Genomic DNA, 22,449 nt, shown 5'->3' with positions numbered 1-22,449 from the left:
GTCAGGTCAAAGCGAGCCATCTCAACCTCCAGGGCTGAGATCAATGAATCAGAACCCCGGCCCGCGGGGAAGCCCGTTTATGGGTATGTCTCCTAGGCTGCTCCGCTCAAATGGAGACTGGCCAATGCGCCTCATCGGCATGCTCGATTCGCCCTATGTCCGCCGGGTGGCGATTTCGCTCACCCTGCTCGATCTCCCCTTCACGCACGAATCGGTCTCGGTGTTCCGTCACTATGACCATTTCGCCGGCATCAACCCGGTGGTGAAGGCCCCGACGCTCGTCACCGATGACGGCGTTGTGCTGATGGAGTCGACGCTGATCCTGGAACATGTCGAGCGGCTGGCCCATCCGGCGCGCTCGCTGGTCCCCGGGGATATCGGCCGGCACGCGCAACACCAGCGCATTGTCGGCCTCGCGCTCGCCACCTGCGAGAAGGCGGTGCAGATCGTCTATGAGCACCAGTTGCGCCCGGCGGAGAAGCAGCACGCCCCCTGGATCGAGCGCGTGCGCGGCCAGCTTCTCGCAGCCTGCCGCCTGCTGGACGACGACGTCGCCGGCCGGTCGGGCTGGCTGCTGGAGGATCGCCCCTCGCAGGCGGACATCACCACCGCCGTGGCCTTCACCTTCACGCGCAACATGCTGCCGGACATGGTCGGCGCGGGCGATTTCCCCGCGCTCGATGCCTTCACCGCCCGCGCCGAAGCGCTGCCAGCCTTTCGCGCCGCCCCCTATGATGGCTGAGGCGGCGGTCCGGGCGACGGCGGGGCGGGCGACGGCGGGGCGGGCGACGGCGGGGCGGGCGACGGCGGGGCGGGCGGGCGTCAGTATAGCCCGCCGGTGCCGCTGCCGCCGATGGCGCGGTCGGCCTCCGGCGTCACGCCGAGCGCGCGGCCCGACGAATCGCTGGCGCCGATCACCGAATAGCTGTCCGGCGGCGCGGTGCCGGGCTTGAACGCCTCGAGGATCGAGTTCTCGCCCGGGCCGGCGCGCAGGCCGGTCTTGGGGTTGATGCGGATCAGCTTGATGCCCGGCGGCACGCGGAACGGCACGGCCGGGCGGTCGGCCAGCGCCACCTGCATGAAGTCGCGCACGACAGGCGCGGCGATGAGGCCGCCGGTCGAGCCCTTGCCCATGGGCTTTGGCGTATCGAAGCCGAGATAGACCGCCACCACCATGTCCGGCGTGAAACCGACGAACCAGGCGTCCTTTTCCTCGTTTGTGGTGCCGCTCTTGCCGGCGACCGGCTTGCCGAGCGCCTTCAGCGCCGTGCCGGTGCCGCGCTGCACCACGCCCTCCATCATGCCCACCATCTGATAGGCGGTCATCGGATCGAGCACCTGCTCGCGACGGTCGATCAGGGTCGGCTCGGGCTGGTCCTGCCACTGCGCGGCGTCGCAGCCGCGGCATTCCCGCTCGTCATGCTTGTAGATGGTCTTGCCGTAGCGGTCCTGCACGCGGTCGATCAGCGTCGGCTTCACCTTCTTGCCGCCATTGGCGAAGATCGAGTAGCCGCCGGCCATGCGCAGCACGGTGGTCTCGCCGGCGCCGAGCGACATGGAGAGCACCGGCAGCAGGTTGTCGACCACGCCGAAGCGCTTGGCGTAATCGACGATGATCGGCATGCCGAGATCGTTGGCGAGCCGCACCGTCATCACGTTGCGCGACTGTTCGAGGCCGAAGCGCAGCGTCTGCGGGCCATAGAACTTGCCGGAATAGTTCTCCGGCCGCCATGTCGCCTGCCCCGCCTGGTTGAGTTCGAACGGCGCGTCGAGGACCACGCTGGAGGGCGTGTAGCCATTATCGATCGCCGAGGCATAGACGAAGGGCTTGAAGGAGGAGCCCGGCTGGCGCTGGGCCTGGGTGGCGCGGTTGAACTGGCTCTCGTCGAAGGAGAAGCCGCCGGCCATGGCCAGCACGCGGCCGGTCCAGGGATCCATCGCAACCAGCGCGCCCTCGATGCGGGGCTCCTGCCGCAGGCGCCACTGGTCCGGCTTGCCGTCGACCGGCTCGACATAGACCACGTCGCCCGGCTTCAGCACGCTGGCGACGCCCTGCTTGTTGCCGCGCACCGCCCATTTGGCGCCGTCCGCGGTGATCACGCCGAGATCGCGCTGGGTGGCGAGCACGCCGGAGCGGTCGCGCTGCGGCTGCAGGCCGATGCGCGCGCTCTGCGCATCCGATTCCAGCACCACGGCGAGGCGCCAGGGAATGTCGGTGAAGGTGCGCACATCGGCGAGGCGCGTGCCCCAGTCGCCGCCGGTATCGATGCGGGTGACGGCGCCGTGCCAGCCGCGCTGCTCGTCATAGCGCGTCAGCCCGTCGAGCAGCGCCTTCTTGGCGGCCTGCTGAAGCCGGGGATTGAGCGTGGTGCGCACCGAGAGTCCGCCGCCATAGAGCTTGTCCTCGCCATAGCGCTCGAAAATCTCGCGGCGCACCTCCTCGGCGAAATATTCGGCCGAGAAAATATGCGCGCCGGTCGGGCGCAGGGTGACGGTGAGGTCGGTGGCCTTGGCTTCCTTCGCCTGCTCGGCCGTGATGTAGCCGTTCTCCTCCATGCGATCGATCACCCAGTTGCGGCGGTCGACGGCGGCCTCGTGGCGGCGGAACGGATGGTAATTGTTGGGACCCTTCGGCAGGGCGGCGAGATAGGCCGCCTCGGCGATGCTCAACTCGGCCACCGACTTGTCGAAATAGAGCAGCGAGGCGGCGGCCACGCCATAGGAGCCGATGCCGAGATAGATCTCGTTGAGATAGAGTTCGAGGATCTTGTCCTTCGAGTAGGTGCGCTCGATGCGCAGCGAGAGCAGCGCTTCCTTGATCTTCCGGTCGAACGAGACCTCGTTGGTGAGCAGGAAGTTCTTGGCCACCTGCTGGGTGATGGTGGAGGCACCCTGCGGGCGGCGGCCGGAGCCGTAATTCTGCAGGAAGGCATAGGCGGCGCGGCCGATGCCGGTCACGTCGATGCCGCCATGGGAATAGAAATTCTTGTCCTCCGCCGAGATGAAGGCTTCCTTCACCAGGGCGGGAATGTTCTGGATGGGCAGATAGAGCCGGCGCTCACGGGCATATTCGGCCAGCAGCGAGCCGTCCGCCGCGTGGATGCGCGTCATCACGGGCGGCTCGTAGTTCTGGAGCTGCGTGTAGTCCGGCAGGTCCTGGGAAAACTTCCATACGAAGTACCCGGCTACCGCGCCGCCGACGACAAACACAATTGTACCGAGGGCGAACATAAAGCCCAAGAACCGCAGAAGCAGCCGCATGCGGCCGTGCCCCCTAAAGCTGGGACAGCGGCCGCGCGACAAGCGCGGCGTGTCCGATTACCTGACGTCGCCCGGGTCCCCGTGTGGGGGGCAACTATGGCCTAATCGCGGCCGGGCCGGGCTTCGCACCGCCCGCGGATTCGCCGGCGGTACGATCCATGCCAGCCGGCACGGCGCCCGGATGCGCCTCGCCCGGCTTCTGCGCCGCGAAATAGGCCTCGATGGCCGCCACCATGGCGTCGGTGACATTAGACTGCCATTCGGGCGATGTCATGAGTTCGAGGTCCTTGGCGCTCGAGAGATAGCCGAGTTCGAACAGCACGGAGGGCACGTCCGGCGCTTTCAGCACCTTGAAGCCGGCCGATTTCAGCGGCGATTTGTGCAGCCGCGCCGTCTCCGACACGTTGCCCGCCAGGGTGCGGGCGAACTGGGCGGAAAAGTTGCGCGTTTCGCGCTGGGCAAGGTCGAACAGGATGCCGGCCACGTCGGCCGGCTCCTCGGACAGGTCGAGCCCGACGATCATGTCCGCCTTGTTCTCCGAATCGGCGAGGCGCTGGGCTTCCGCATCGGAGGCGCGGTCGGAGAGCGTGTAGATCGTGCCCCCGCGCACGCCGCCGTCACGGGCGGAGAGCGAATCGGCATGCAGCGAGATGAATAGTTGCGCCCCGCTCTCGCGGGCGAAGCGCACGCGCTGGCCGAGCGCGACATACGTGTCGTCCTGGCGGGTCATCAGCGCGCGATAATGGCCGGTGCGATCCAGCTTCTGGTGCAGCTGCCGGCCGATGGCCAGCACCACGTCCTTCTCGTTGACGCCAAAGGCGGTGTTCACCGCGCCCGAATCGATACCGCCATGGCCGGGGTCGATGACGATCACCGGCCGCGTGTCGCCGGCGGCGGAGGCCTCGGACTTCGGCGCGGGCGGCTCGTCGGCGCGGCGCAGCGGCGCGGCGACATGCTTGAGGAAGGTGGTGCGGTCGGTCTTGACGAGATCGACGACGAGGCGTGCCGGCTGGCCCTCCATGGGTTCGAGCACGAAGGCCTTGTCGATCGTCACGGGGCCGGAGACATCGAGCACGATGCGTGCCTTGCCGGGGGCGAACAGGCCGAAACGATAGGCGGTGACGAGCCCCCGCCCCTGCTGCCCGGCCGAGGCCGGCAGGGTAAAGATGACATCGGGCACGTCCACCACGACGCGATACGGGTCGGCGAGCGTGAAGGCGCCCAGCGGGACGGCGCGCGAGAGATCGACCACGAGACGGGTGCGCTCGCCATCGCCGGCCAGCCGCGCATCGGTGGCCACGGCGGGTTCCTGCGCCAGCGCCGGCTGCCGCCCCGCCCCGGGCAGCACCAGAAAGGCCAGCACCAGAAACGCCAGCGCCGGCAATGCCCGCACCGCACCGATCGTCGCGTCACGCCACTTCATCGTCTGTTGTCCGGCTCCTGCTGGCGCGTGTCGGGCATAGGCGGCGAAATGGCCCAGAGTTGGGCCGCTTCATATGCATTAGGAACCGACGGTTAACCTTTCGTTGACCGCGGGCGGCGGATCGGCGAAGGGCAGATCGACGGAGTGCGGCCCGCCGCGCGCGCCGATCACCACCCGCCGTCGACAGAACGCGCCGTTGACGGACGTTGCACAGCGCGCGGGCGCGGCGCAATCGGATCCAGCGCGATCTGGGACGCGATGGAGACGCAATCCTTGCCAAATCGTCACGCATGCCGCTATTAAGGGCATGCATATGGTTCGCATTTCCGGGTCGCTCGCTTGACGTCCGGCTTGCGCGGCCCGTCGGCGTTGGGCGATCCAGCAATGGGGATGCCCGGCACCGTCACGATAGGCCCATGGCGATCGGCCCCATGACGACCTGTCCCCGAGGGGGCGGACCTGGGGCGGACCCGCAAGGGCGTGTGACCGTGCCGTGAGCCATCGCGCTCCATTCGCCCTCGGAATCGCGCCCGGCCGACGTCGTTCACGGGCATCGGACGCGGCATAAGGCGCCTGCTTCGTGTCGGGCGCGCCCGCGGATTTCGCCGCCATGTGCCTTGAGCCGGATCGCCCGCGGTCGCGGCTTGTCCTGTTCGGTCGAGGAAATGGACGGCACCATACGATGACGCGTCAGCCGGTAAGTGCGGAACATGTGCGGGACGGTCTCCGCCGTCGTGCATGTGACCGCCGGGCAGCGTCAGGCCGGTTCCCCCAGCACCGCGTCGGCCAGGCAAGGCTTCCCTATTCCCACCTCCCTGACCGGTTTTCGGTCACCGCTTACAGGCGCGGCCCCGATCGTCGGGCGTCCCTTGCGACGTCGACGCTGCCGCATATGAGAGTTCAATGGCCAACAAGATGCTCATCGATGCCACCCACCCGGAGGAGACCCGGGTGGTGGTGGTGCGCGGCAGCCGAGTCGAGGAATTCGACTTCGAGGCCGCCAACCGCAAGCCGCTGCGCGGCAACATCTATCTCGCGAAGGTAACGCGGGTCGAACCATCCCTGCAGGCCGCCTTCATCGAATATGGCGGCAACCGGCATGGCTTCCTCGCCTTCAGCGAGATCCATCCCGACTATTACCAGATCCCGGTCGCCGACCGGCAGGCGCTTCTCGCCGAGGAAGAGCGCCAGCAGCGCAAGGACGCCGAGGACGAGGGCGAGGAGAAGCCCAAGGCCCGCTCCCGCCGTCGTGGCGCCGCCAAGTCGGCCGGCGATGATGAGACCGTCTCCGAAGAGGCCGCTACCGACGATTCCGGCGAGACCAGCGAAGAGACCGAGCGCGCCCCCGCCCGCCGCTCGCGGCGTCGGCCGTCCTCGGACGATGAAGGCGGCGGCGGCGAGGTCGAGGAGATCGCCGGCGAGGAAGACATCGTCGACGAAGTCGGCTCGGACGACGCGCTGGAGGAAGTGCCCGAGCGCGCCGCGCCGCGCACCCGCGCCCGCACCTACAAGATCCAGGAAGTGATCAAACGCCGGCAGATCATGCTGGTGCAGGTCGTGAAGGAAGAACGCGGCAACAAGGGCGCCGCGCTCACCACCTATCTGTCGCTCGCCGGCCGCTACTCGGTGCTGATGCCGAACACCGCGCGCGGCGGCGGCATCTCCCGCAAGATCACCTCGGCCGAGGACCGCAAGCGGCTGAAGGAAGTCGCCTCCGACCTCGAGGTGCCGGAGGGCATGGGCGTCATCCTGCGCACCGCCGGCGCCAACCGCACCAAGCCGGAAATCAAGCGCGACTTCGAATATCTCCTGCGCCTGTGGGAGAATGTGCGCGAACTGACGCTGGGCTCGACCGCGCCTTCGCTGGTCTATGAAGAAGGCTCGCTGATCAAGCGCTCCATCCGCGACCTCTACAACAAGGACATCGACGAGGTTCTGGTCCAGGGTGAGGAGGGCTATCGCGAGGCCAAGGACTTCATGCGCATGCTCATGCCGAGCCATGCGAAGAACGTGAAGATCTACAAGGACCTGCAGCCGGTATTCACCCGCTTCGGGGTGGAGAGCCAGCTCGACGCGATGTTCCTGCCGCAGGTGCAGCTGAAGTCCGGCGGCTATCTCGTCATCAACCCGACCGAGGCGCTGGTCTCCATCGATGTGAACTCGGGTCGCTCGACCCGCGAGCACAATATCGAGGATACCGCGCTCAAGACCAACATGGAGGCGGCCGAAGAAGTCGCCCGCCAGTTGCGCCTGCGCGACCTTGCCGGCCTCGTCGTGATCGATTTCATCGATATGGACGAGAAGCGCAACAACCGCTCGGTCGAGCGCAAGCTCAAGGACTGCCTGAAGAACGACCGCGCGCGCATCCAGCTTGGCCGCATCTCGCATTTCGGCCTGATGGAAATGAGCCGCCAGCGCATTCGCACCGGCGTGCTGGAAAGCTCCACCGAGGTCTGCCCGCATTGCGGCGGCACCGGCCACGTGCGCTCCTCGCCCTCCGTCGCGCTGCAGCTGCTGCGCGCCGCCGAGGACACGCTGCAGCGGTCCAACGCCTATAATCTGGTGGTCCGCACCCGCACCGAGAACGCGCTCTACGTGCTCAACCACAAGCGCGCGCATCTGCACGAGCTGGAAGAGCGGTTCGGCGTGGTCATCACCATTAGCGCCGACCCGACGCTGACTGGGCTGACCCCGTTCTCGGTCGATCGCGGCGAAGCGATTGCCAACCCGATCCCGATGCCGCGCCCGCCCGAACTGGTCGTCGAGCCGGAAGACGAGATCGAGCCGGTGGCTGCCGAGGAGCCGGAAGAGCTGGAGGAGGTCGTCGAGGAAGAGGTTCGCGAGAGCCGTCCCGAGGCGCCCCCCGCGGCAGGCGAGGCCGGCGAGGCCGCACAGGGCGACGGCAACCGTCGTCGTCGTCGGCGGCGGCGGCGGCGGCGCGGCGGCCCGAACGGCAATCGCCCGGAGGAGAACGGTTCCGGCGAGGGCGATGCCGATTCCGCAGGTGCCGAGTTCGAGGATGACGGCGACGAGGCTGACGACGCCGCGGATGGCGAAGGCCGCGAGCTCGTTGCCTTCGAATCCGGCGAGACCGATGTCGCGGCGGCGGACGTGACCGCCGAAGCCCCGGTTGCCGGCGAAGCCGCCGAGCAGGCGCTGGAACTCGCGGAAACGGCGACAGCCTCCTCCGAGCCCGTCGCGTCCGTTGACGCGGGGCCGGTGTCGACCGAAGCCCCGATTGAGGACGCCCCGACGGAGGACGCCCGGCTCGTCGACGCGCCTGTCGTCGACGCACCTGTCGACGCTCCCGCAGCCGAGGAAGCACCCGCCGAGGAAGCACCCACCGAGGACGACAAGCCGCGACGTGGCCGTCGTGGTGGACGCCGGACGCGCGCCAAGGCCACCGAGGAAGCTGTCGCCGGGGACGCAGCGGCCGAGGTTCCCGCCACCGCGGCGGCCACGCCGGATGCAGCCAAGCCTGAAAAGGCCAAGTCTGGAAAGGCCAAGCCCGAAGACACTAAACCCGAAGAGACCAAGCCGGCGGAGCCCAAGCCGCGCCGTCGCCGCTCCACCGTGCGCGAACGTGCGCCGGTGATCGCAGCCGAGGCGGTGGAAGCCGTCGTGTCGGACGCGGTTGCGGGCGAGACGGCGGCGGTTGAACCGGGCGAGCCGGCGGTTGTCGACGCTCCGGCTTTCGAAGCCATGAGCGTCGAATCTGCGGTCACGGAAGCTGCTGCGACGGAAAGCCCGCTGGCGCATGACGCGCCTGCCGGGGAAGCGGAACACGAGGCGGCCCCGGCCGAATCGTCGCCCGTCGAGACGCAGGCCGCGACCGCGAACCCGGACGCCCCGCCGGCGGACGACCCCGATCGCCCGCGCCGCACCGGCTGGTGGCAGCGCAAGATCTTCGGCGAGTGACGCGCGATTTCGTCTGACGACAAGGAACGCCCCGCCTCACGCGGGGCGTTCTGCATTTGGGCCCTCAGCCACGGCGCAGGAAGTCGCCGATCCGCGCCACCGCCTCGCGCATCTCCTCGGCGGCCCCGGCATAGGACAGGCGCAGATAGTGATGGCCGCGATGCGGGTCGAAATCGACGCCGGGCGTCGTCGCCACATGCGCCTCATCCAGCAGGCGGCGGGCCAGGGCGGCGGAATCGTCGGTGAACCGGGACACGTCGGCATAGAGGTAGAACGCGCCGTCGACCGGCAGGAATTCCGGCAGGCCGGCCTCGGGCAGGCCGCCGGTGAGGATCAGCCGGTTGGCCTCGTAGCCATGCTTCACCGCCTCCATCTCCGCCGCGCCGTCAAATGCCGCCTCGGCCGCGACCTGCGAGAGCGTCGGCACGGAGATCATGAGGTTCTGCTGCAGGCGCTCCACCGCGCGCACCAGCGGCTGCGGCATCACCATCCAGCCGACCCGCCAGCCGGTCATGCAGAAATATTTCGAGAAGGAGTGAATCACCGTGGCATGGGGGCTGATGGCGGCCGCCGTGGCGGCGGGGAAGGCATAGTCCAGCCCGTGATAGATTTCGTCGGAGATGAAGCGGATACCGAGCCCCTCGGCGGTGGCGATGAGTTCGGCCAGTGCCTCCGGACGCATCATCGTGCCGGTCGGATTGGCGGGGCTCGCCACCAGCACGCCCTTGAGCGGTGCCGTGGCATGGGCCTGCGCCAGCGCCTCGGGCGTGATCACCCAGCGCGAGGCGGCATCGGTCTCGATCAGCACCGGCTCGCAGCCGAGCGCGGTGAGGATATGGCGATAGGGCGGATAGCCCGGATTGGCGATCGCCACCCGGTCGCCCGGCTCGAACAGCGCGAGGAAGGCGAGCAGAAACCCGGCGGAGGAGCCCGTCGTCGCCACCACCCGCGCCGGATCGATATCGACGCCGTAAGTCTCCCCATAATGGCGGGCGATACGGGCGCGCAGCGTGGGAAGGCCGAGCGCGGTGGTGTAGCCGATCCGCCCGTGGTCCAGCGCGCGCCGCGCCGCCGCGCGCGCGCTGTGGGGCGCGGGGGCAGCCGGCTGGCCTACCTCCATGTGGATGACGTGCCCACCCGCCGCCTCGATCCGCGCGGCGCGCTCCATCACGTCCATCACGATGAAGGGAGCGATCTCGCTGCGGCGCGAGGCGCGCGCGAGAATCTCCGCCATTGCGGCTGCCGAGGGAAGGTCGTTTGGCGTAATGGCGGACGTCATGTTGCTCAACCTTGCGGGACCGCCGCATCCGCGCCGCAATCTCCGGCTGGTCTCGGCCCGTGTTCAATCGAAGATGATGACCGCAAGGCTTGACGCTGCCGCCACGGCAGCGTCAGTTCCCCGCAATCGCATGCAGCCGATGGATGATGCTTCTGGCCCGCCGTGACAACCCCTCGCTTCGGCGAAGCGCGTTCCGCTCCAGCCGCCCGCTTCCCGCGCGGCTGCGAAGGCTCATCGGCCGCGCGACGGGCGCCCTCGCCTGCCTTGCCACCGCCCTGCCCGCCGGGCCGGTGGCGGCGCAGCAGCGCCAGCCGACCATCATTCGCGACGCCGAGGTGGAATCGCTGCTGCGCGATTACACGCGCCCCATCTTCAAGGCGGCCGGGCTGCAGCAGCAGAACATCCAGATCGTCATCATCGGCGATGATTCGTTCAACGCCTTCGTCGCCGACGGCAAGCGCATCTTCATCAATACCGGCACGCTCAAGCAGTCCACCACGCCGGGCGAGGTGATCGGCGTGCTGGCGCACGAGACCGGCCACATCGCCGGCGGGCATCTCTCGCGCATGCGCCAGCAGCTGGAGACCGCGCAGACCGCGGCCATCGTCGCCATGCTGCTCGGGGTCGGCGCCGCCGCCGCCGGTGCCAGTTCGGGGGCGAGCGTCGGCAATGCCGCCGCCGGCGCGGTGCTGCTGCCGCAGGAGGTCGCCCGCCGCACGCTGCTCTCCTACCAGCGCAGCCAGGAACAGGCAGCCGACCGCTCGGCCGTCACCTATCTGAACGCCACCCGGCAGTCGGCCAAGGGCCTCCTCACCACGATGGAGCGGCTGCAGAACGACCAGATGTTCATCAGCCAGCGTATCGACCCCTACGTGCTCAGCCATCCGCTGGCGCGCGAGCGCGTCGCGGCGCTGGAGGATATCGCGCAGAAGAGCCCCTATTTCACCGCGAAGGATGCGCCGGCGCTGCAGGCGCGGCACGACATGATGCGTGCCAAGCTGGTGGGCTTCACGCAATCTCCGGATTCGGTGAACCGGGTCTATCCCGCCTCCAACACCTCGCTTCCCGCCCGCTATGCGCGGGCAATCTCGGCCTATCGCTTCGGCAGCATCCCCGATGCGCTCCGGCAGATCGACGCGCTGATCGCCGAGCAGCCGGCCAATCCCTATTTTCACGAGATCAAGGGCCAGGCCCTGCTGGAAGCCGGGCGCGCCCGCGAGGCGGTGGCGCCGCTGCGCAAGGCGGTGAGCCTGTCCGACGGCAACCCGCTGATCCGCATGCTGCTTGGCCAGGCGCTGGTGGCCAGCAACGACAAGGCGACGATGGACGAGGCGGTGCGCGAGCTGAATTTCGGCCTGCAGCGCGAGCCCGCCTCTCCGCTCGGCTGGCGCTATCTCGCCATGGCCTACGGCCAGCGCGGCGACCTGCCCAATGCCGATCTCGCCTCGGCGCAGTCGGCATTCCTGAACGGCGATTTCCGTCTGGCCCGCGAACTGGCGACCCGCGCCAAGGGCAAGTTCCCGCTCGGCTCGCCCGGCTGGCTGAAGGCCGACGACATCTTGAACTACAAGCCGCCGCAGCAGCTGGTCCGCCGCTCGTCGACACCCTGAACCAGACGCGCTACAGCCCTCTCACATCCTTTTCGATCGATCCGGAGATCACCATGCCGCCGCTGACCCTCATAAGCCGACTTGGCCGCGGCGTGCTCGCCGCCGCGCTCGCCCTCGGCATCGGCATCGCTCCGGCCGCCGCGCTGGACGACGCGCAGCGCAAGGAATTCGAGACCGTCATCCGCGACTACCTGCTCAAGAACCCGGAAGTCATCCAGGAGGCGATCGGCGAATTGCAGAAGCGCCAGGCCGCCGTCGAGGCCGGCCAGCGCCAGCAGGCGCTCGCCGGGCTGAAGCCGCAGATCTTCGATTCCGCCCATGCCGTCACCATCGGCAACCCGAAGGGCGACATCACGCTGGTCGAGTTCTTCGATTACAATTGCGGCTACTGCAAGCACGCGCTGGCCGACATGCAGAAGCTGGTGCAGAACGACCCCAAGCTGCGGGTCGTGCTGAAGGAATTCCCGGTGCTTGGCCCGGGCTCGGTGGAAGCGGCTCAGGTGGCGGTGGCCGTGCGCCTCGTCGCGCCGGAGAAGTACTATGCCTTCCACCAGAAGCTGCTGGGCGATCGCGGCCAGGCCAACAAGGCCAAGGCGCTGGCCGTCGCCGGCGATCTCGGCATCGACACCGCCGCCATCGAGAAGAAGCTCACCGACCCGGAAATCAACGCCACGCTGCAGGAAAGCCTGAAGCTGGCGGATGCGCTCGGCATTGACGGAACGCCGAGCTACGTGGTCGGCGACACGGTCATCGTCGGCGCGGTCGGCCACGACCAGATCCGCAAGGCGCTCGATTCCGTGCGCAACTGCGGCAAGGCCCAGTGCTGAGCGCCGCCGGCAGCGAGCCGAATCGGATGCCGGGCACGCGAAATCGCGTGACGGCTGGGGTTAAGTGACCTGCGGCAAAGGCAAGGGCTTGGCGCGCGTCACGTCCTTGCCTATAACCCCGCGGCGGTCCTTGCTCGGGCCGGTTGTCGCGAGAGTTCCCGAGGCGCAATGCCCGACACGGTGCATGTCCTGAACGGACCGAACCTGAACCTGCTCGGCACGCGCGAGCCGGAGGTGTACGGCCGCACGACTCTCGCCGACCTGGAAGCCGCCTGCCGCGCCAGCTGCGAGCGGCACGGGCTCGATCTCGTCTTCCGCCAGACCAACCATGAAGGCGAACTCGTCACGCTGCTTCAGCAGGCGCGCGGCTCGCTCGGCGTGGTGCTGAATGCGGCGGCCTACACGCACACTTCCGTTGCCCTTGGCGATGCGATCAAGGCCGTCGGCCTCCATGTCGTCGAGGTGCATCTTTCCAACGTTTTCGCGCGAGAACCCTTCCGCCATCATTCGTACATCTCGCCGGTCGCGCGCGGTGTCATCTGTGGCCTGGGGATCGACGGCTACCGGCTCGCAATCGACGCGCTTGCCGCGAGCCGCAACAGCTGAGGGGGGCGGGCAAGCGACCGTCACAGGACAATGATGAAGACCAGCAAGCCGAATATCGACCCCGCGCTCGTGCGTGAGATCGCCAATCTGCTGTCCGAAAGCGACCTGACCGAAATCGAGGTCCAGCACGAGGACCTGCGCATCCGCGTGGTTCGCGCGGCGCCGACCGTCTATGCCACGGCGCCCGCGCCGGCTGTGGCGGCTCCGGCCCCCGCAGCAGCCCCGGCGGCGGTTGCCGCTCCGGCGGCGAGCGTGGACCCGGCGAAGCATCCCGGCGTGGTTCCCTCGCCCATGGTCGGCACCGCCTATCTCTCGCCGGAGCCCGGTGCGCGCGCCTTTATCGAGGTCGGCACGGTGGTGAAGGAGGGCCAGACTCTCCTCATCGTCGAGGCGATGAAGACCATGAACGCCATTCCCGCGCCGCGCGCGGGCACCATCACCCGTATCCTCGTGGAAAACGCGCAGCCGGTCGAATATGGCGAGCCGCTCGTGATCATCGAGTGAGAGGCGTCTAATGTTCGGCAAGATCCTGATCGCCAATCGCGGCGAGATCGCCTTGCGGGTGCTGCGCGCCTGCAAGGAACTCGGTATCGCGACCGTCGCGGTTCACTCCACCGCCGACGCCGACGCCATGCATGTGAAGCTCGCCGACGAGAGCGTGTGCATCGGCCCCCCGCCCGCCAAGGACAGCTATCTCAACATTCCCGCGCTGCTCGCCGCCTGCGAGATCACCGGCGCGGAAGCGGTGCATCCCGGCTACGGCTTTCTCTCCGAGAATGCCCGCTTCGCCGAGATCCTCATCGATCATGGCGTCGCGTTCATCGGGCCCAAGCCCGAGCATATCCGCGTCATGGGCGACAAGATCGAGGCGAAGAAGACCGCCAAGCGGCTGGGCATTCCCTGCGTTCCGGGCTCCGCCGGCGGGGTCTCGACCGACGAGGAGGCCGCCCGCGTTTCCGAGGAAATCGGCTTCCCCGTGCTGATCAAGGCCGCTGCCGGCGGTGGCGGTCGCGGCATGAAGGTGGCGCGCTCGCCGGAGGAACTGTCCTCCGCGCTCTCCACCGCGCGTTCGGAGGCCCGGGCCAATTTCGGTGACGACGCGGTCTATATCGAGAAATATCTCGGCACGCCGCGCCATATCGAAATCCAGGTCTTCGGCGACGGCAAGGGCAACGCGGTGCATCTGGGCGAGCGCGACTGCTCGCTGCAGCGTCGCCACCAGAAGGTTCTGGAAGAAGCCCCCTCCCCGGTCATCACGCCCGAGCAGCGGGCGCAGATCGGCGAAACCGTCGCGAAGGCCATGCGCGACATGAAATATCTCGGCGCGGGAACCATCGAGTTCCTGTACGAGAATGGCGAGTTCTACTTCATCGAGATGAACACCCGCATCCAGGTGGAACATCCGGTGACGGAGGCGATCACCGGCTTCGACCTGATCCGCGAGCAGATCCGCGTCGCCGCCGGCGAAACGCTGAGCTTCACCCAGGACGACGTGGTGCTGACCGGCCATGCCATCGAGTGCCGGGTGAATGCCGAGCATCCGCGCACCTTCCGCCCCTCGCCGGGCAAGATCGGCTACTGGCATGTGCCCGGCGGCCTTGGCGTGCGCATCGATTCAGCGGTCTATCAGGGCTATACGATCCCGCCCTACTACGACAGCATGATCGGCAAGCTCATCGTCACCGCCGCCACCCGCGACGAGTGCCTGGCACGGTTGAGCCGGGCGCTGGACGAGTTCGTGGTGGAAGGCATCGAGACCACGCTGCCGCTGTTCCGCGAACTGGTGCGCAATGGCGACATTCGGCGCGGCGCCTATGACATCCACTGGCTCGAACAGTTCCTTGCCGAGGGCGAACCCGGCAATTGATGCATGGGCCATCGCCCCGCGGTGGCCACGGCGGAGGTCGATTTCAGGAAGGCGCCCTCCTCGGGCGCCTTCCGCGCATTTGGGTGCCGCATCACGGCCGCGACGCCTTCACAGCGCCCGACATGTCAGCCATTCTGGCGTCATGTCACTGCCCCGCGAGCATCAGGTTGAAATCACGCCCGAGGTCCTGCTGAAGGCCTATGCCTGCGGCATTTTTCCCATGGCGGAAAGCGCGGACGATCCCGGGCTCTACTGGATCGAGCCGGAGCGGCGCGGCGTCATTCCGCTCCACGATTTCAACATCTCGTCCCGCCTCGCCCGCACGGTGCGCTCGGACCGCTTCGAGATTCGCATCGATCATGATTTCGAGGCGGTGATCGATGGCTGCGCCGCCCCCGCCGAAGGGCGCGGCTCCACCTGGATCAACCGGCGCATCCGCAAGCTCTATTGCGACATGCACGCCAGCGGCCATTGCCACTCCGTGGAAGCCTGGGACGACCGCCGGCTGGTCGGCGGCCTCTATGGGGTGCGGCTCGGGCGCGCCTTTTTCGGCGAAAGCATGTTCCACCGCGTGCGCGATGCGTCCAAGGTGGCGCTGGTGCATCTGGTGGGACGGCTGCGGCAGGGCGGATTCGTGCTGCTCGACACCCAGTTCGTGACCGATCACCTGCGCAGCTTCGGGGCCATCGAGGTATCGCGGCGCCACTATCACACGCTGCTCGCCCAGGCGATCGAGGGCGAGGGCGATTTCTACTGCTGGGCGGCGGGCGAGGCGATCACCGGCGCGGTCTGCTTGCAGTCGGTCAACCACACGTCATAGATCGGGTGCTCGACGCCGTGCAGGCCGGGGCTGGAGGCGAACATCCAGCCGCCGAACAGCGGCTGCACCTTGCCATCCAGCGTGATCTCCTGGATTTCCACGAAGCCGGTAGTGTTCTGCGTCTCGCTGGGCGGGCGGGTGTAGCAGGCGCGCGGGGTGATGCGCAGCGCGCCGAACTGCACCGTCTCGTTGATCGACACGTCGAAGGAGATGATGCGGCCGGTGATCTTGTCGAGGCCGGAGAATACGGCCGTCTTGTTGACCACTTTCTCGGCCGGCGGCTGCACCACCTCGATATCGCCCTGCGGGCCGACCGTGGCCTGGCCCGGCACATCCGGCTGGGCCGGGGCGGGCTGGCGTGGCTCGCCAGCCTCGGGCGGCGCCATGATGGACGGCACGCCCGGCCCGCCGGCGGGCGAATCGGGGTTCTCGACGGGGCCGCCCGATGGGGCGCTCGGCGCATCCAGCGGCTGCGATTCGACTCCGCCCTGCCAGCTCTGCTGGGCGGCCAGCGGGCCGTTCAGCGCGAGGATGGCCGCGAGGGCAAGCAGCGACGTGCGCATCGAACCGGGAAACATGGAAGAACCTCGCTTGCCGCGCTGCGGCACCCGCGCGCGTTCGACGCCAAGATGCGGGGCAATGAGGCGATGTCGGGGCGGACGCCCGCCCGTGGAGGCGTCCGGCGGCGGCAAGGGCGTCACGCCGGCGGTGCCTGAACGGCTCTCACTCCGGCGTCCAGGCCTTGTAGTCGCCGGTGACGGTGGGGCGATGGCCGAGGCCGATGGTGGAGCCGGGCGGGTGATAGGCAGCCGGCGTACCGGTCGGGTTGGGGCGGTGGGGCTTCTGCCACTCACGCGGCGTGTAGCTCTCCTGCGAGGGCGGCACGTCCGAGCGCTGGTGCATCCACGCGTGCCAGCCGGGCGGAATGGCGGTCGCCTCGGCCGGGCCGTTGAAGATCACCCAGCGGCGCTGGAAGCCGAGCGTCGGGTCGATCTTGCCGCCCTTGGTGCGATAATACCTGTTGCCGAACTCGTCCTGGCCGACGAGTTCGCCGTACCGCCACGTGTGGAAACGCGTACCCATCGTCTGGCCGTTCCACCAGGTGAAGGTCTCGATGATGACGTCGGAAAACTTCACGGAAATCGTCCCTGCGCGCGCCTTGGAGCTCGGCCGGAACATGCCACCCGCGCCGCCCGGTGTCCAGCCGGGGCATACGGGCGGCCTGCTTTAGCCGCGGCGGAATTCGCTGGCATAGTAGGCGAGCGCCAGCAGCACCGCCGCCACGCCGGCGATCGTGACATGGCTCCAGCCGCCCAGCTGGTAGAGCGGGCTCGCCACTGCGGAGCCCAGCACGCCGCCGAAAAAGAAGGTGGCGATGTAGAGCGCGTTGAGCCGCGAGCGGATCTCGGGGGCCAGCATGAACAGGGCGCGCTGGCCGAACACGAGATTGGCGGTCGCGGCGCAGTCGAGCACGATGGCGCCCGCGGCGAGCACCACCACCGATCCCGCGCTCACGCCGATCTGCGTGAGAAGGAGCCCGATTCCCGCCAGCAGCAGCGCCCCGCCGGTCGCCGCGCGCGAATAGCCCTTGTCTGCGATCCAGCCGGCCAGCGGCGAGACGACGACGCTGGCCGCCCCCGCCAGCGCGAACAGGGCGATTCCCTCCTGCCCGAAGCCGAAGGCCGGCGCCGCCAATTGCAGCGGCACCGCCGTCCAGAACAGGATGAACACGCCGAACATCACAGCCTGATAGGCCGCGCGCCGGCGCAGGACGGGCTGGGAACGCATCAGCGGCCAGAGCGAGGCGACCAGCGCCCCATAGGCCCCGCCCCCGCCTGTCGTCGCCGGTCGACGGGCCGGCAAGGCGAGGCGCAGCCCGACCGCCAGCACCAGGATCATCAGGGCCGCGAGTGCGAACACCGCCCGCCAGCCGAAAAAATGGGCCACGATGGAGGCGACCGGGCGTGCCAGCAGGATGCCGGTCATCAGGCCGCTCACCACGCTGCCGACCTTGCGCCCGCGCTCCTCCGGACGGGCGAGATGAGCGGCGAAGGGCACGGCGATCTGCGCCACCACCGAGCCGATGCCGAACATCAGCGCGGCCAGCAGAAACAGCGCCGGCGTCGGGGCGATCGAGGCGAGGCCGAGGCCGATCGTCGCGCAGATCAGGATGAGCGCGATCAGCCGCCTGTTCTCGACGATATCACCGAGCGGGACGAGCAGCAGCAGCCCCAATATATAGCCGGTCTGGCTGACCGTGACGACGAGACTGGCCATCGTCTCGTCGAGCCCGATATCGGACGCGATCAGCGCGACCAGCGGCTGGGCGTAATAGAGATTCGCCGCGCCCAGCCCCGCCGCCAGGGCGAGCAGGACGAAGGTGAAGGCACCCGCCTGGGGCGCCGGCGTGGTCTCTGAGCGCATGAGAAGGACCGCACGGGAGGGAATTGCCCCGCCATGTGCGCACGGGTGGCCCGCCTGTCCAGATGCCGCAGGGGCAGGCCGTGCGCCGCGCACAAGGGTGAAATGACCGTCTGCCGGGCCCGGCGGCGCTTCGGCACCGGCAACGACCGGCGCGCGCCGGCGCGCTGCGCATTGCGCTTCACGCGCGCCCATTCCATGATTTCGGGGTGTCTCAGCCGATTCTGGTCGACGCTGCACAGCTGTGCGCCCGTGGCCAGTGCGTGCGGCGTGAAATCCCCGTTGTTCAGGCGATCCAGAGCTGAAATCGCGTTCTCGCGAACAGGGCATCCCCGTTCGATCAAGTTGGCGTTAAACTCCTATCAATCTTTCAGGCCGACACTACATATAGATGACATGAACCTGTCATCCACAAGGGATTGCCGACCGGATGGAAACGAGGTTTGCCAGCCGGACGGAATCGGGGCAGTTTCAGGGCACATTTACGGACCCGGTCGAACCGGCTTTTCCGACACGCTAACCCTGAAGCTCGCTGACGCCCTTGCTGCGTCTGGCGTGAGCAATTTTGCCATTTTCCGGCGTCCTCTTGCCAGGGTGCCGTGGGGGACGAAGATCATGCGCATCGAGCGCCGTTACACCAAAGCCGGCCGTTCTCCCTATGCGGATATCGCGTTTCGCAAGGCGACGAGCGAAATCCGCAATCCCGACGGATCGGTGGTGTTCCGCCTTGAGGGCATCGATGTGCCCGAGCATTTCTCGCAGGTCGCCAGCGACATTCTCGCGCAGAAATATTTCCGCAAGGCGGGCGTTCCCGCGCGGCTGAAAAGGATGGAGGAGGAAACCGTCCCCTCCTTCCTGTGGCGCGGCGCGGCGGACGAGAAGGCGCTCGCCTCCCTGCCGGAGAAGGAACGCTTCATCGGCGAGAGCGACGCGCGGCAGGTGTTCGACCGCCTGGCCGGCACCTGGACCTACTGGGGCTGGAAGGGCGGCTATTTTGACGGCGAGGACGACGCGCAGGCCTTTTTCGACGAGCACCGCTACATGCTCGCCATGCAGATGGCCGCGCCGAATAGCCCGCAATGGTTCAATACCGGCCTGCACTGGGCCTATGGCATCGATGGCCCGAGCCAGGGCCATTTCTACGTGGACTACGCCACCGGCAAGCTCACCCGCTCCAAGACCTCCTACGAGCATCCCCAGCCGCATGCCTGCTTCATCCAGTCGGTCGGCGACGACCTGGTGAATGAAGGCGGCATCATGGACCTGTGGGTGCGCGAGGCGCGCCTGTTCAAGTACGGTTCGGGCACCGGCTCCAACTTCTCCGCGCTGCGCGGCGAGGGCGAGAAGCTCTCGGGCGGCGGCCGCTCCTCCGGCCTGATGTCGTTCCTCAAGATCGGCGACCGCGCCGCCGGCGCCATCAAGTCCGGCGGCACCACCCGCCGCGCCGCCAAGATGGTGGTGGTCGATGTCGATCATCCCGATATCGAGACCTATGTCGACTGGAAGGTGAAGGAAGAGCAGAAGGTCGCCGCGCTCGTCACCGGCTCGAAGATCGTCGCCCGGCACATGAAGGCGGTGATGAAGGCCTGCGTGAACTGCGAGGGGGAGGGCGACGACTGCTACGATCCCGAGAAGAACACGGCCCTCAAGCGCGAGATCCGCGCCGCCAAGAAGGCGCTGGTGCCGGACAATTATATCCTGCGTGTGGTGCAGTTCGCCCGTCAGGGCTACACCGACATCGATTTCCCGGTCTACGACACGGACTGGGATTCCGAGGCCTATCTCACCGTCTCGGGCCAGAACTCGAACAATTCCGTGCGGGTCGACGACGCGTTCCTGAACGCGGTCGAGGCGGATGCCGACTGGAACCTGACCTCGCGCACCACCGGCAAGGTGACGAAGACGCTCAAGGCGGCCGAATTGTGGGAAAAGATCGGCCACGCCGCCTGGGCCTGCGCCGATCCCGGCATCCAGTTCCACACCACCATCAATGACTGGCACACCAGCCCGGCCGGCGGCGCGATCCGCGCCTCCAACCCGTGCTCGGAATACATGTTCCTCGACGACACGGCGTGCAACCTCGCCTCGCTGAACCTGCTGCAGTTCCGCAACGCGGACGGCACGTTCGATGTCGAGAGCTATGAGCATGCCTGCCGCCTGTGGACCGTGGTACTCGAAATCTCGATCCTGATGGCGCAGTTCCCCTCCAAGGAAATCGCCAAGCTCTCCTACGACTACCGTACGCTCGGCCTCGGCTACGCCAATATCGGCGGCCTCCTGATGACCTCGGGCATCCCCTATGATTCCGAGGAGGGCCGGGCCTATTGCGGTGCGCTGACCGCCATCATGACCGGCGTCGCCTATGCCACCTCGGCGGAAATGGCCTCGCAGCTCGGCCCCTTCCCCGAATACAAGCCCAATGCCGCGCACATGCTGCGCGTCATGCGCAACCACCGCCGCGCGGCCTATGGCGAGCGGGCCGGCTATGAGGGGCTGTCGACCGCCCCCGTGCCGCTGGATCACGCCAAGGTGCCCGAGCCGCTTCTGGTCGCCCGCGCCAAGGCCACCTGGGACCTCGCGCTGGAACTTGGCGAGGCGCATGGCTATCGCAACGCCCAGACCACGCTGCTCGCGCCCACCGGCACGATCGGCCTCGTCATGGATTGCGACACGACCGGCATCGAGCCCGACTTCGCGCTGGTGAAGTTCAAGAAGCTGGCCGGCGGCGGCTATTTCAAGATCATCAACCGCGCCGTGCCGGAGGCGCTGCGCACGCTCGGCTATTCCGAGAGCCAGCTTGCCGAGATCGAGGCCTATGCGGTCGGCCACGGCTCGATCACCCAGGCCCCGGCGATCAATCACGGCTCGCTGCGCGCCAGGGGCTTCGACGACGCCATGCTGTCGAAGATCGACGGCAGCGTGAAGGCCGCGTTCGACATCAAGTTCGTGTTCAACCGCTGGACGCTGGGCGACGAGACGCTGGCCCGGCTCGGCGTGCCGGCCGACAAGATCGTCGACCCGGCCTTCGATCTCCTGTCCTTCCTCGGCTTCTCCAAAAAGGACATCGAGGCGGCGAATGTTCACGTCTGCGGCGCGATGACCCTTGAGGGCGCCCCCTTCCTGAAGCTGGAACACTACCCGGTATTCGACTGCGCCAATCCGTGCGGGCGCATCGGCAAGCGCTACCTCTCGGTGAAGAGCCACATCCTGATGATGGCGGCGGCGCAGCCCTTCCTGTCGGGCGCGATCTCCAAGACGATCAACATGCCGAACGACGCCACCGTCGAGGATTGCAAGGAGGCCTACCTGCTCTCCTGGCGGCTGGCGCTCAAGGCCAACGCGCTGTACCGCGACGGCTCCAAGCTCTCGCAGCCGCTGAACTCCCAGCTCATCTCCGATGAGGACGACGAGGAGGACGCGGTCGAGGCGCTGCTGGACAAGCCCGCCGCCGCCCGCACCACGCAGATCGTCGAGAAGGTGGTGGAGAAGATCGTCGAGCGCATCGTCGCGGTGCATGACCGCGAGAAGATGCCCGACCGCCGCAAGGGCTATACCCAGAAGGCCGTTGTCGGCGGCCACAAGGTCTATCTGCGCACCGGCGAATATGATGATGGCCGCCTCGGCGAGATCTTCATCGACATGCACAAGGAAGGCGCGGCTTTGCGCTCCTTCATCAACAACTTCGCCATTTCGGTGTCGCTGGGCCTGCAATATGGCGTGCCGCTGGAGGAGTATGTCGACGCCTTCACCTTCACCCGCTTCGAGCCCGCCGGCCCGGTGCAGGGCAATGACACGATCAAATACGCGACCTCGATCCTCGACTACATCTTCCGCGAACTCGCCGTGTCCTATCTCGGCCGCAACGATCTCGGCCATGTCGATCCGGGCGAGTCGAATTTCGACGCGCTGGGCAAGGGCGTGGAAGAGGGCAAGGCGCCGACCGCCACCCCCGCCTCGCGCATGGTCTCCAAGGGGCTGACGCGCGGCCGTTCGGTCGGGCTGATGGTGGTGCCCGCCGGCACGACCGTGGCGCCCACCGGCTCCAACGTCACCGCGCTGCGCGGCGGCATGCAAGGGGCGGGCATCCAGGGAGCCACCGCGCTCAAGGCCGAGCCGCAGGAGGACGAGGACGCCGCGCTCGGCGAGACCAGCGCCCTGCCCTGGTCCGCCCCGACCCCGGCCGCCGCCGCGGCGGGTCCGACCAAGGCGGAAGCCCGCGCCATCGCCCGCGCCAAGGGCTATGAGGGCGAATCCTGCCCCGAGTGCCAGAACTTCACCATGGTGCGCAACGGCACCTGCCTGAAATGCGAGACCTGCGGAAGCACGACGGGCTGCTCTTAAACACCGGCGCAAAGAGGCCCGCTCACACGAGCGGGCCTCTTATGTATTCAACTGATAACAGCGAGAATTGTGGGGA

General features: G+C 67.8%; 15 protein-coding genes. 9 read left to right on the top strand and 6 right to left on the bottom strand.

Annotation, left to right across the window (positions count from 1 at the left end; all coding sequences use genetic code 11):
• Positions 1–124 precede the first annotated feature (124 nt).
• Positions 125–742: a glutathione S-transferase family protein gene (locus QOZ99_RS05465; RefSeq protein WP_306888963.1), complete on the top strand. Its 618-nt coding sequence runs from the start codon at positions 125–127 to the stop codon at positions 740–742.
• A gap of 80 nt (positions 743–822) precedes the next feature.
• On the opposite strand, the gene QOZ99_RS05460 is transcribed toward QOZ99_RS05465, so the two are convergent.
• Together QOZ99_RS05460 and QOZ99_RS05455 are read right to left on the bottom strand one after the other, a co-directional pair.
• The gene (locus QOZ99_RS05460; RefSeq protein WP_306888962.1) at positions 823–3,261 is read right to left on the bottom strand and encodes a penicillin-binding protein 1A; all 2,439 of its coding nucleotides are present in this window, start codon (positions 3,259–3,261) and stop codon (positions 823–825) included.
• Positions 3,262–3,355: 94 nt separating this feature from the next.
• Entirely contained in the window at positions 3,356–4,684 is a 1,329-nt protein-coding gene (locus tag QOZ99_RS05455) for an N-acetylmuramoyl-L-alanine amidase (protein WP_306888961.1), read from the bottom strand.
• Positions 4,685–5,587: 903 nt separating this feature from the next.
• Between QOZ99_RS05455 and QOZ99_RS05450 the strand changes: the two genes are divergently transcribed.
• The gene (locus tag QOZ99_RS05450; RefSeq protein WP_306888960.1) at positions 5,588–8,602 is read left to right on the top strand and encodes an Rne/Rng family ribonuclease; all 3,015 of its coding nucleotides are present in this window, start codon (positions 5,588–5,590) and stop codon (positions 8,600–8,602) included.
• Between the two features lie 64 nt (positions 8,603–8,666).
• Here QOZ99_RS05450 and QOZ99_RS05445 read toward each other — a convergent pair whose 3' ends face one another.
• On the bottom strand, positions 8,667–9,836 hold the full coding sequence (locus tag QOZ99_RS05445; RefSeq protein WP_306888995.1) for a pyridoxal phosphate-dependent aminotransferase: 1,170 nt from the start codon (positions 9,834–9,836) through the stop codon (positions 8,667–8,669).
• Positions 9,837–10,024: 188 nt separating this feature from the next.
• Here QOZ99_RS05445 and QOZ99_RS05440 point away from each other — a divergent pair, with 188 nt between their 5' ends.
• The 6 genes from QOZ99_RS05440 to aat all read left to right on the top strand — a co-directional run bounded on the left by QOZ99_RS05440 (position 10,025) and on the right by aat (position 15,611).
• On the top strand, positions 10,025–11,491 hold the full coding sequence (locus QOZ99_RS05440; RefSeq protein WP_306888959.1) for a M48 family metalloprotease: 1,467 nt from the start codon (positions 10,025–10,027) through the stop codon (positions 11,489–11,491).
• A 53-nt stretch (positions 11,492–11,544) separates the two neighbouring features.
• Positions 11,545–12,318 carry a DsbA family protein gene (locus tag QOZ99_RS05435; protein ID WP_306888958.1) on the top strand — a complete coding sequence of 258 codons (774 nt, stop codon included), beginning with the start codon at positions 11,545–11,547 and terminating at the stop codon, positions 12,316–12,318.
• A gap of 168 nt (positions 12,319–12,486) precedes the next feature.
• Positions 12,487–12,924 carry a type II 3-dehydroquinate dehydratase gene (gene aroQ / locus QOZ99_RS05430; protein WP_306888957.1) on the top strand — a complete coding sequence of 146 codons (438 nt, stop codon included), beginning with the start codon at positions 12,487–12,489 and terminating at the stop codon, positions 12,922–12,924.
• A gap of 33 nt (positions 12,925–12,957) precedes the next feature.
• A complete protein-coding gene (accB, locus tag QOZ99_RS05425; protein WP_370876799.1) occupies positions 12,958–13,428 on the top strand; it encodes an acetyl-CoA carboxylase biotin carboxyl carrier protein in 471 nt (156 codons plus the stop codon).
• A 10-nt stretch (positions 13,429–13,438) separates the two neighbouring features.
• On the top strand, positions 13,439–14,791 hold the full coding sequence (gene accC / locus QOZ99_RS05420) for an acetyl-CoA carboxylase biotin carboxylase subunit (protein WP_306888954.1): 1,353 nt from the start codon (positions 13,439–13,441) through the stop codon (positions 14,789–14,791).
• A 142-nt stretch (positions 14,792–14,933) separates the two neighbouring features.
• A complete protein-coding gene (gene aat / locus QOZ99_RS05415) occupies positions 14,934–15,611 on the top strand; it encodes a leucyl/phenylalanyl-tRNA--protein transferase (RefSeq protein ID WP_306888952.1) in 678 nt (225 codons plus the stop codon).
• On the opposite strand, the gene QOZ99_RS22300 is transcribed toward aat, so the two are convergent.
• From QOZ99_RS22300 to QOZ99_RS05400, 3 genes are all read right to left on the bottom strand, one after another.
• On the bottom strand, positions 15,542–16,189 hold the full coding sequence (locus tag QOZ99_RS22300) for a DUF2155 domain-containing protein (protein ID WP_370876794.1): 648 nt from the start codon (positions 16,187–16,189) through the stop codon (positions 15,542–15,544). The genes aat and QOZ99_RS22300 overlap by 70 nt on opposite strands.
• Before the next feature lie 145 nt (positions 16,190–16,334).
• Entirely contained in the window at positions 16,335–16,790 is a 456-nt protein-coding gene (locus QOZ99_RS05405; RefSeq protein WP_183188428.1) for an NADH:ubiquinone oxidoreductase subunit NDUFA12, read from the bottom strand.
• A gap of 48 nt (positions 16,791–16,838) precedes the next feature.
• Positions 16,839–18,035, bottom strand: a complete 1,197-nt coding sequence (locus QOZ99_RS05400) for an MFS transporter (protein ID WP_306888951.1) — start codon at positions 18,033–18,035, stop codon at positions 16,839–16,841.
• 612 nt (positions 18,036–18,647) lie between these two features.
• Between QOZ99_RS05400 and QOZ99_RS05395 the strand changes: the two genes are divergently transcribed.
• Entirely contained in the window at positions 18,648–22,373 is a 3,726-nt protein-coding gene (locus QOZ99_RS05395) for a vitamin B12-dependent ribonucleotide reductase (protein ID WP_306888950.1), read from the top strand.
• The last annotated feature ends 76 nt before the right edge of the window (positions 22,374–22,449 follow it).

This window comes from Ancylobacter amanitiformis, assembly GCF_030814815.1.
GTDB lineage: Bacteria > Pseudomonadota > Alphaproteobacteria > Rhizobiales > Xanthobacteraceae > Ancylobacter > Ancylobacter amanitiformis.
The sequence above is the reverse complement of the archived record's forward strand: the minus strand, read 5'-3'. Positions and strand labels throughout refer to the sequence as shown.

Bases quoted from the DNA above. Each gene is read 5' to 3' on its own strand.
- QOZ99_RS05460 (WP_306888962.1), bottom strand. From the start codon at position 3,261: ATGCGGCTGCTTCTGCGGTTCTTGGGCTTTATGTTCGCCCTCGGTACA.
- aroQ (WP_306888957.1), top strand. From the start codon at position 12,487: ATGCCCGACACGGTGCATGTCCTGAACGGACCGAACCTGAACCTGCTC.
- aat (WP_306888952.1), top strand. From the start codon at position 14,934: ATGTCACTGCCCCGCGAGCATCAGGTTGAAATCACGCCCGAGGTCCTG.
- QOZ99_RS05435 (WP_306888958.1), top strand. From the start codon at position 11,545: ATGCCGCCGCTGACCCTCATAAGCCGACTTGGCCGCGGCGTGCTCGCC.
- accC (WP_306888954.1), top strand. From the start codon at position 13,439: ATGTTCGGCAAGATCCTGATCGCCAATCGCGGCGAGATCGCCTTGCGG.
- QOZ99_RS05440 (WP_306888959.1), top strand. From the start codon at position 10,025: ATGATGCTTCTGGCCCGCCGTGACAACCCCTCGCTTCGGCGAAGCGCG.
- QOZ99_RS05465 (WP_306888963.1), top strand. From the start codon at position 125: ATGCGCCTCATCGGCATGCTCGATTCGCCCTATGTCCGCCGGGTGGCG.
- QOZ99_RS05455 (WP_306888961.1), bottom strand. From the start codon at position 4,684: ATGAAGTGGCGTGACGCGACGATCGGTGCGGTGCGGGCATTGCCGGCG.
- QOZ99_RS05445 (WP_306888995.1), bottom strand. From the start codon at position 9,836: ATGGCGGAGATTCTCGCGCGCGCCTCGCGCCGCAGCGAGATCGCTCCC.
- QOZ99_RS05400 (WP_306888951.1), bottom strand. From the start codon at position 18,035: ATGCGCTCAGAGACCACGCCGGCGCCCCAGGCGGGTGCCTTCACCTTC.
- accB (WP_370876799.1), top strand. From the start codon at position 12,958: ATGAAGACCAGCAAGCCGAATATCGACCCCGCGCTCGTGCGTGAGATC.
- QOZ99_RS22300 (WP_370876794.1), bottom strand. From the start codon at position 16,189: ATGTTTCCCGGTTCGATGCGCACGTCGCTGCTTGCCCTCGCGGCCATC.
- QOZ99_RS05395 (WP_306888950.1), top strand. From the start codon at position 18,648: ATGCGCATCGAGCGCCGTTACACCAAAGCCGGCCGTTCTCCCTATGCG.
- QOZ99_RS05450 (WP_306888960.1), top strand. From the start codon at position 5,588: ATGGCCAACAAGATGCTCATCGATGCCACCCACCCGGAGGAGACCCGG.
- QOZ99_RS05405 (WP_183188428.1), bottom strand. From the start codon at position 16,790: ATGTTCCGGCCGAGCTCCAAGGCGCGCGCAGGGACGATTTCCGTGAAG.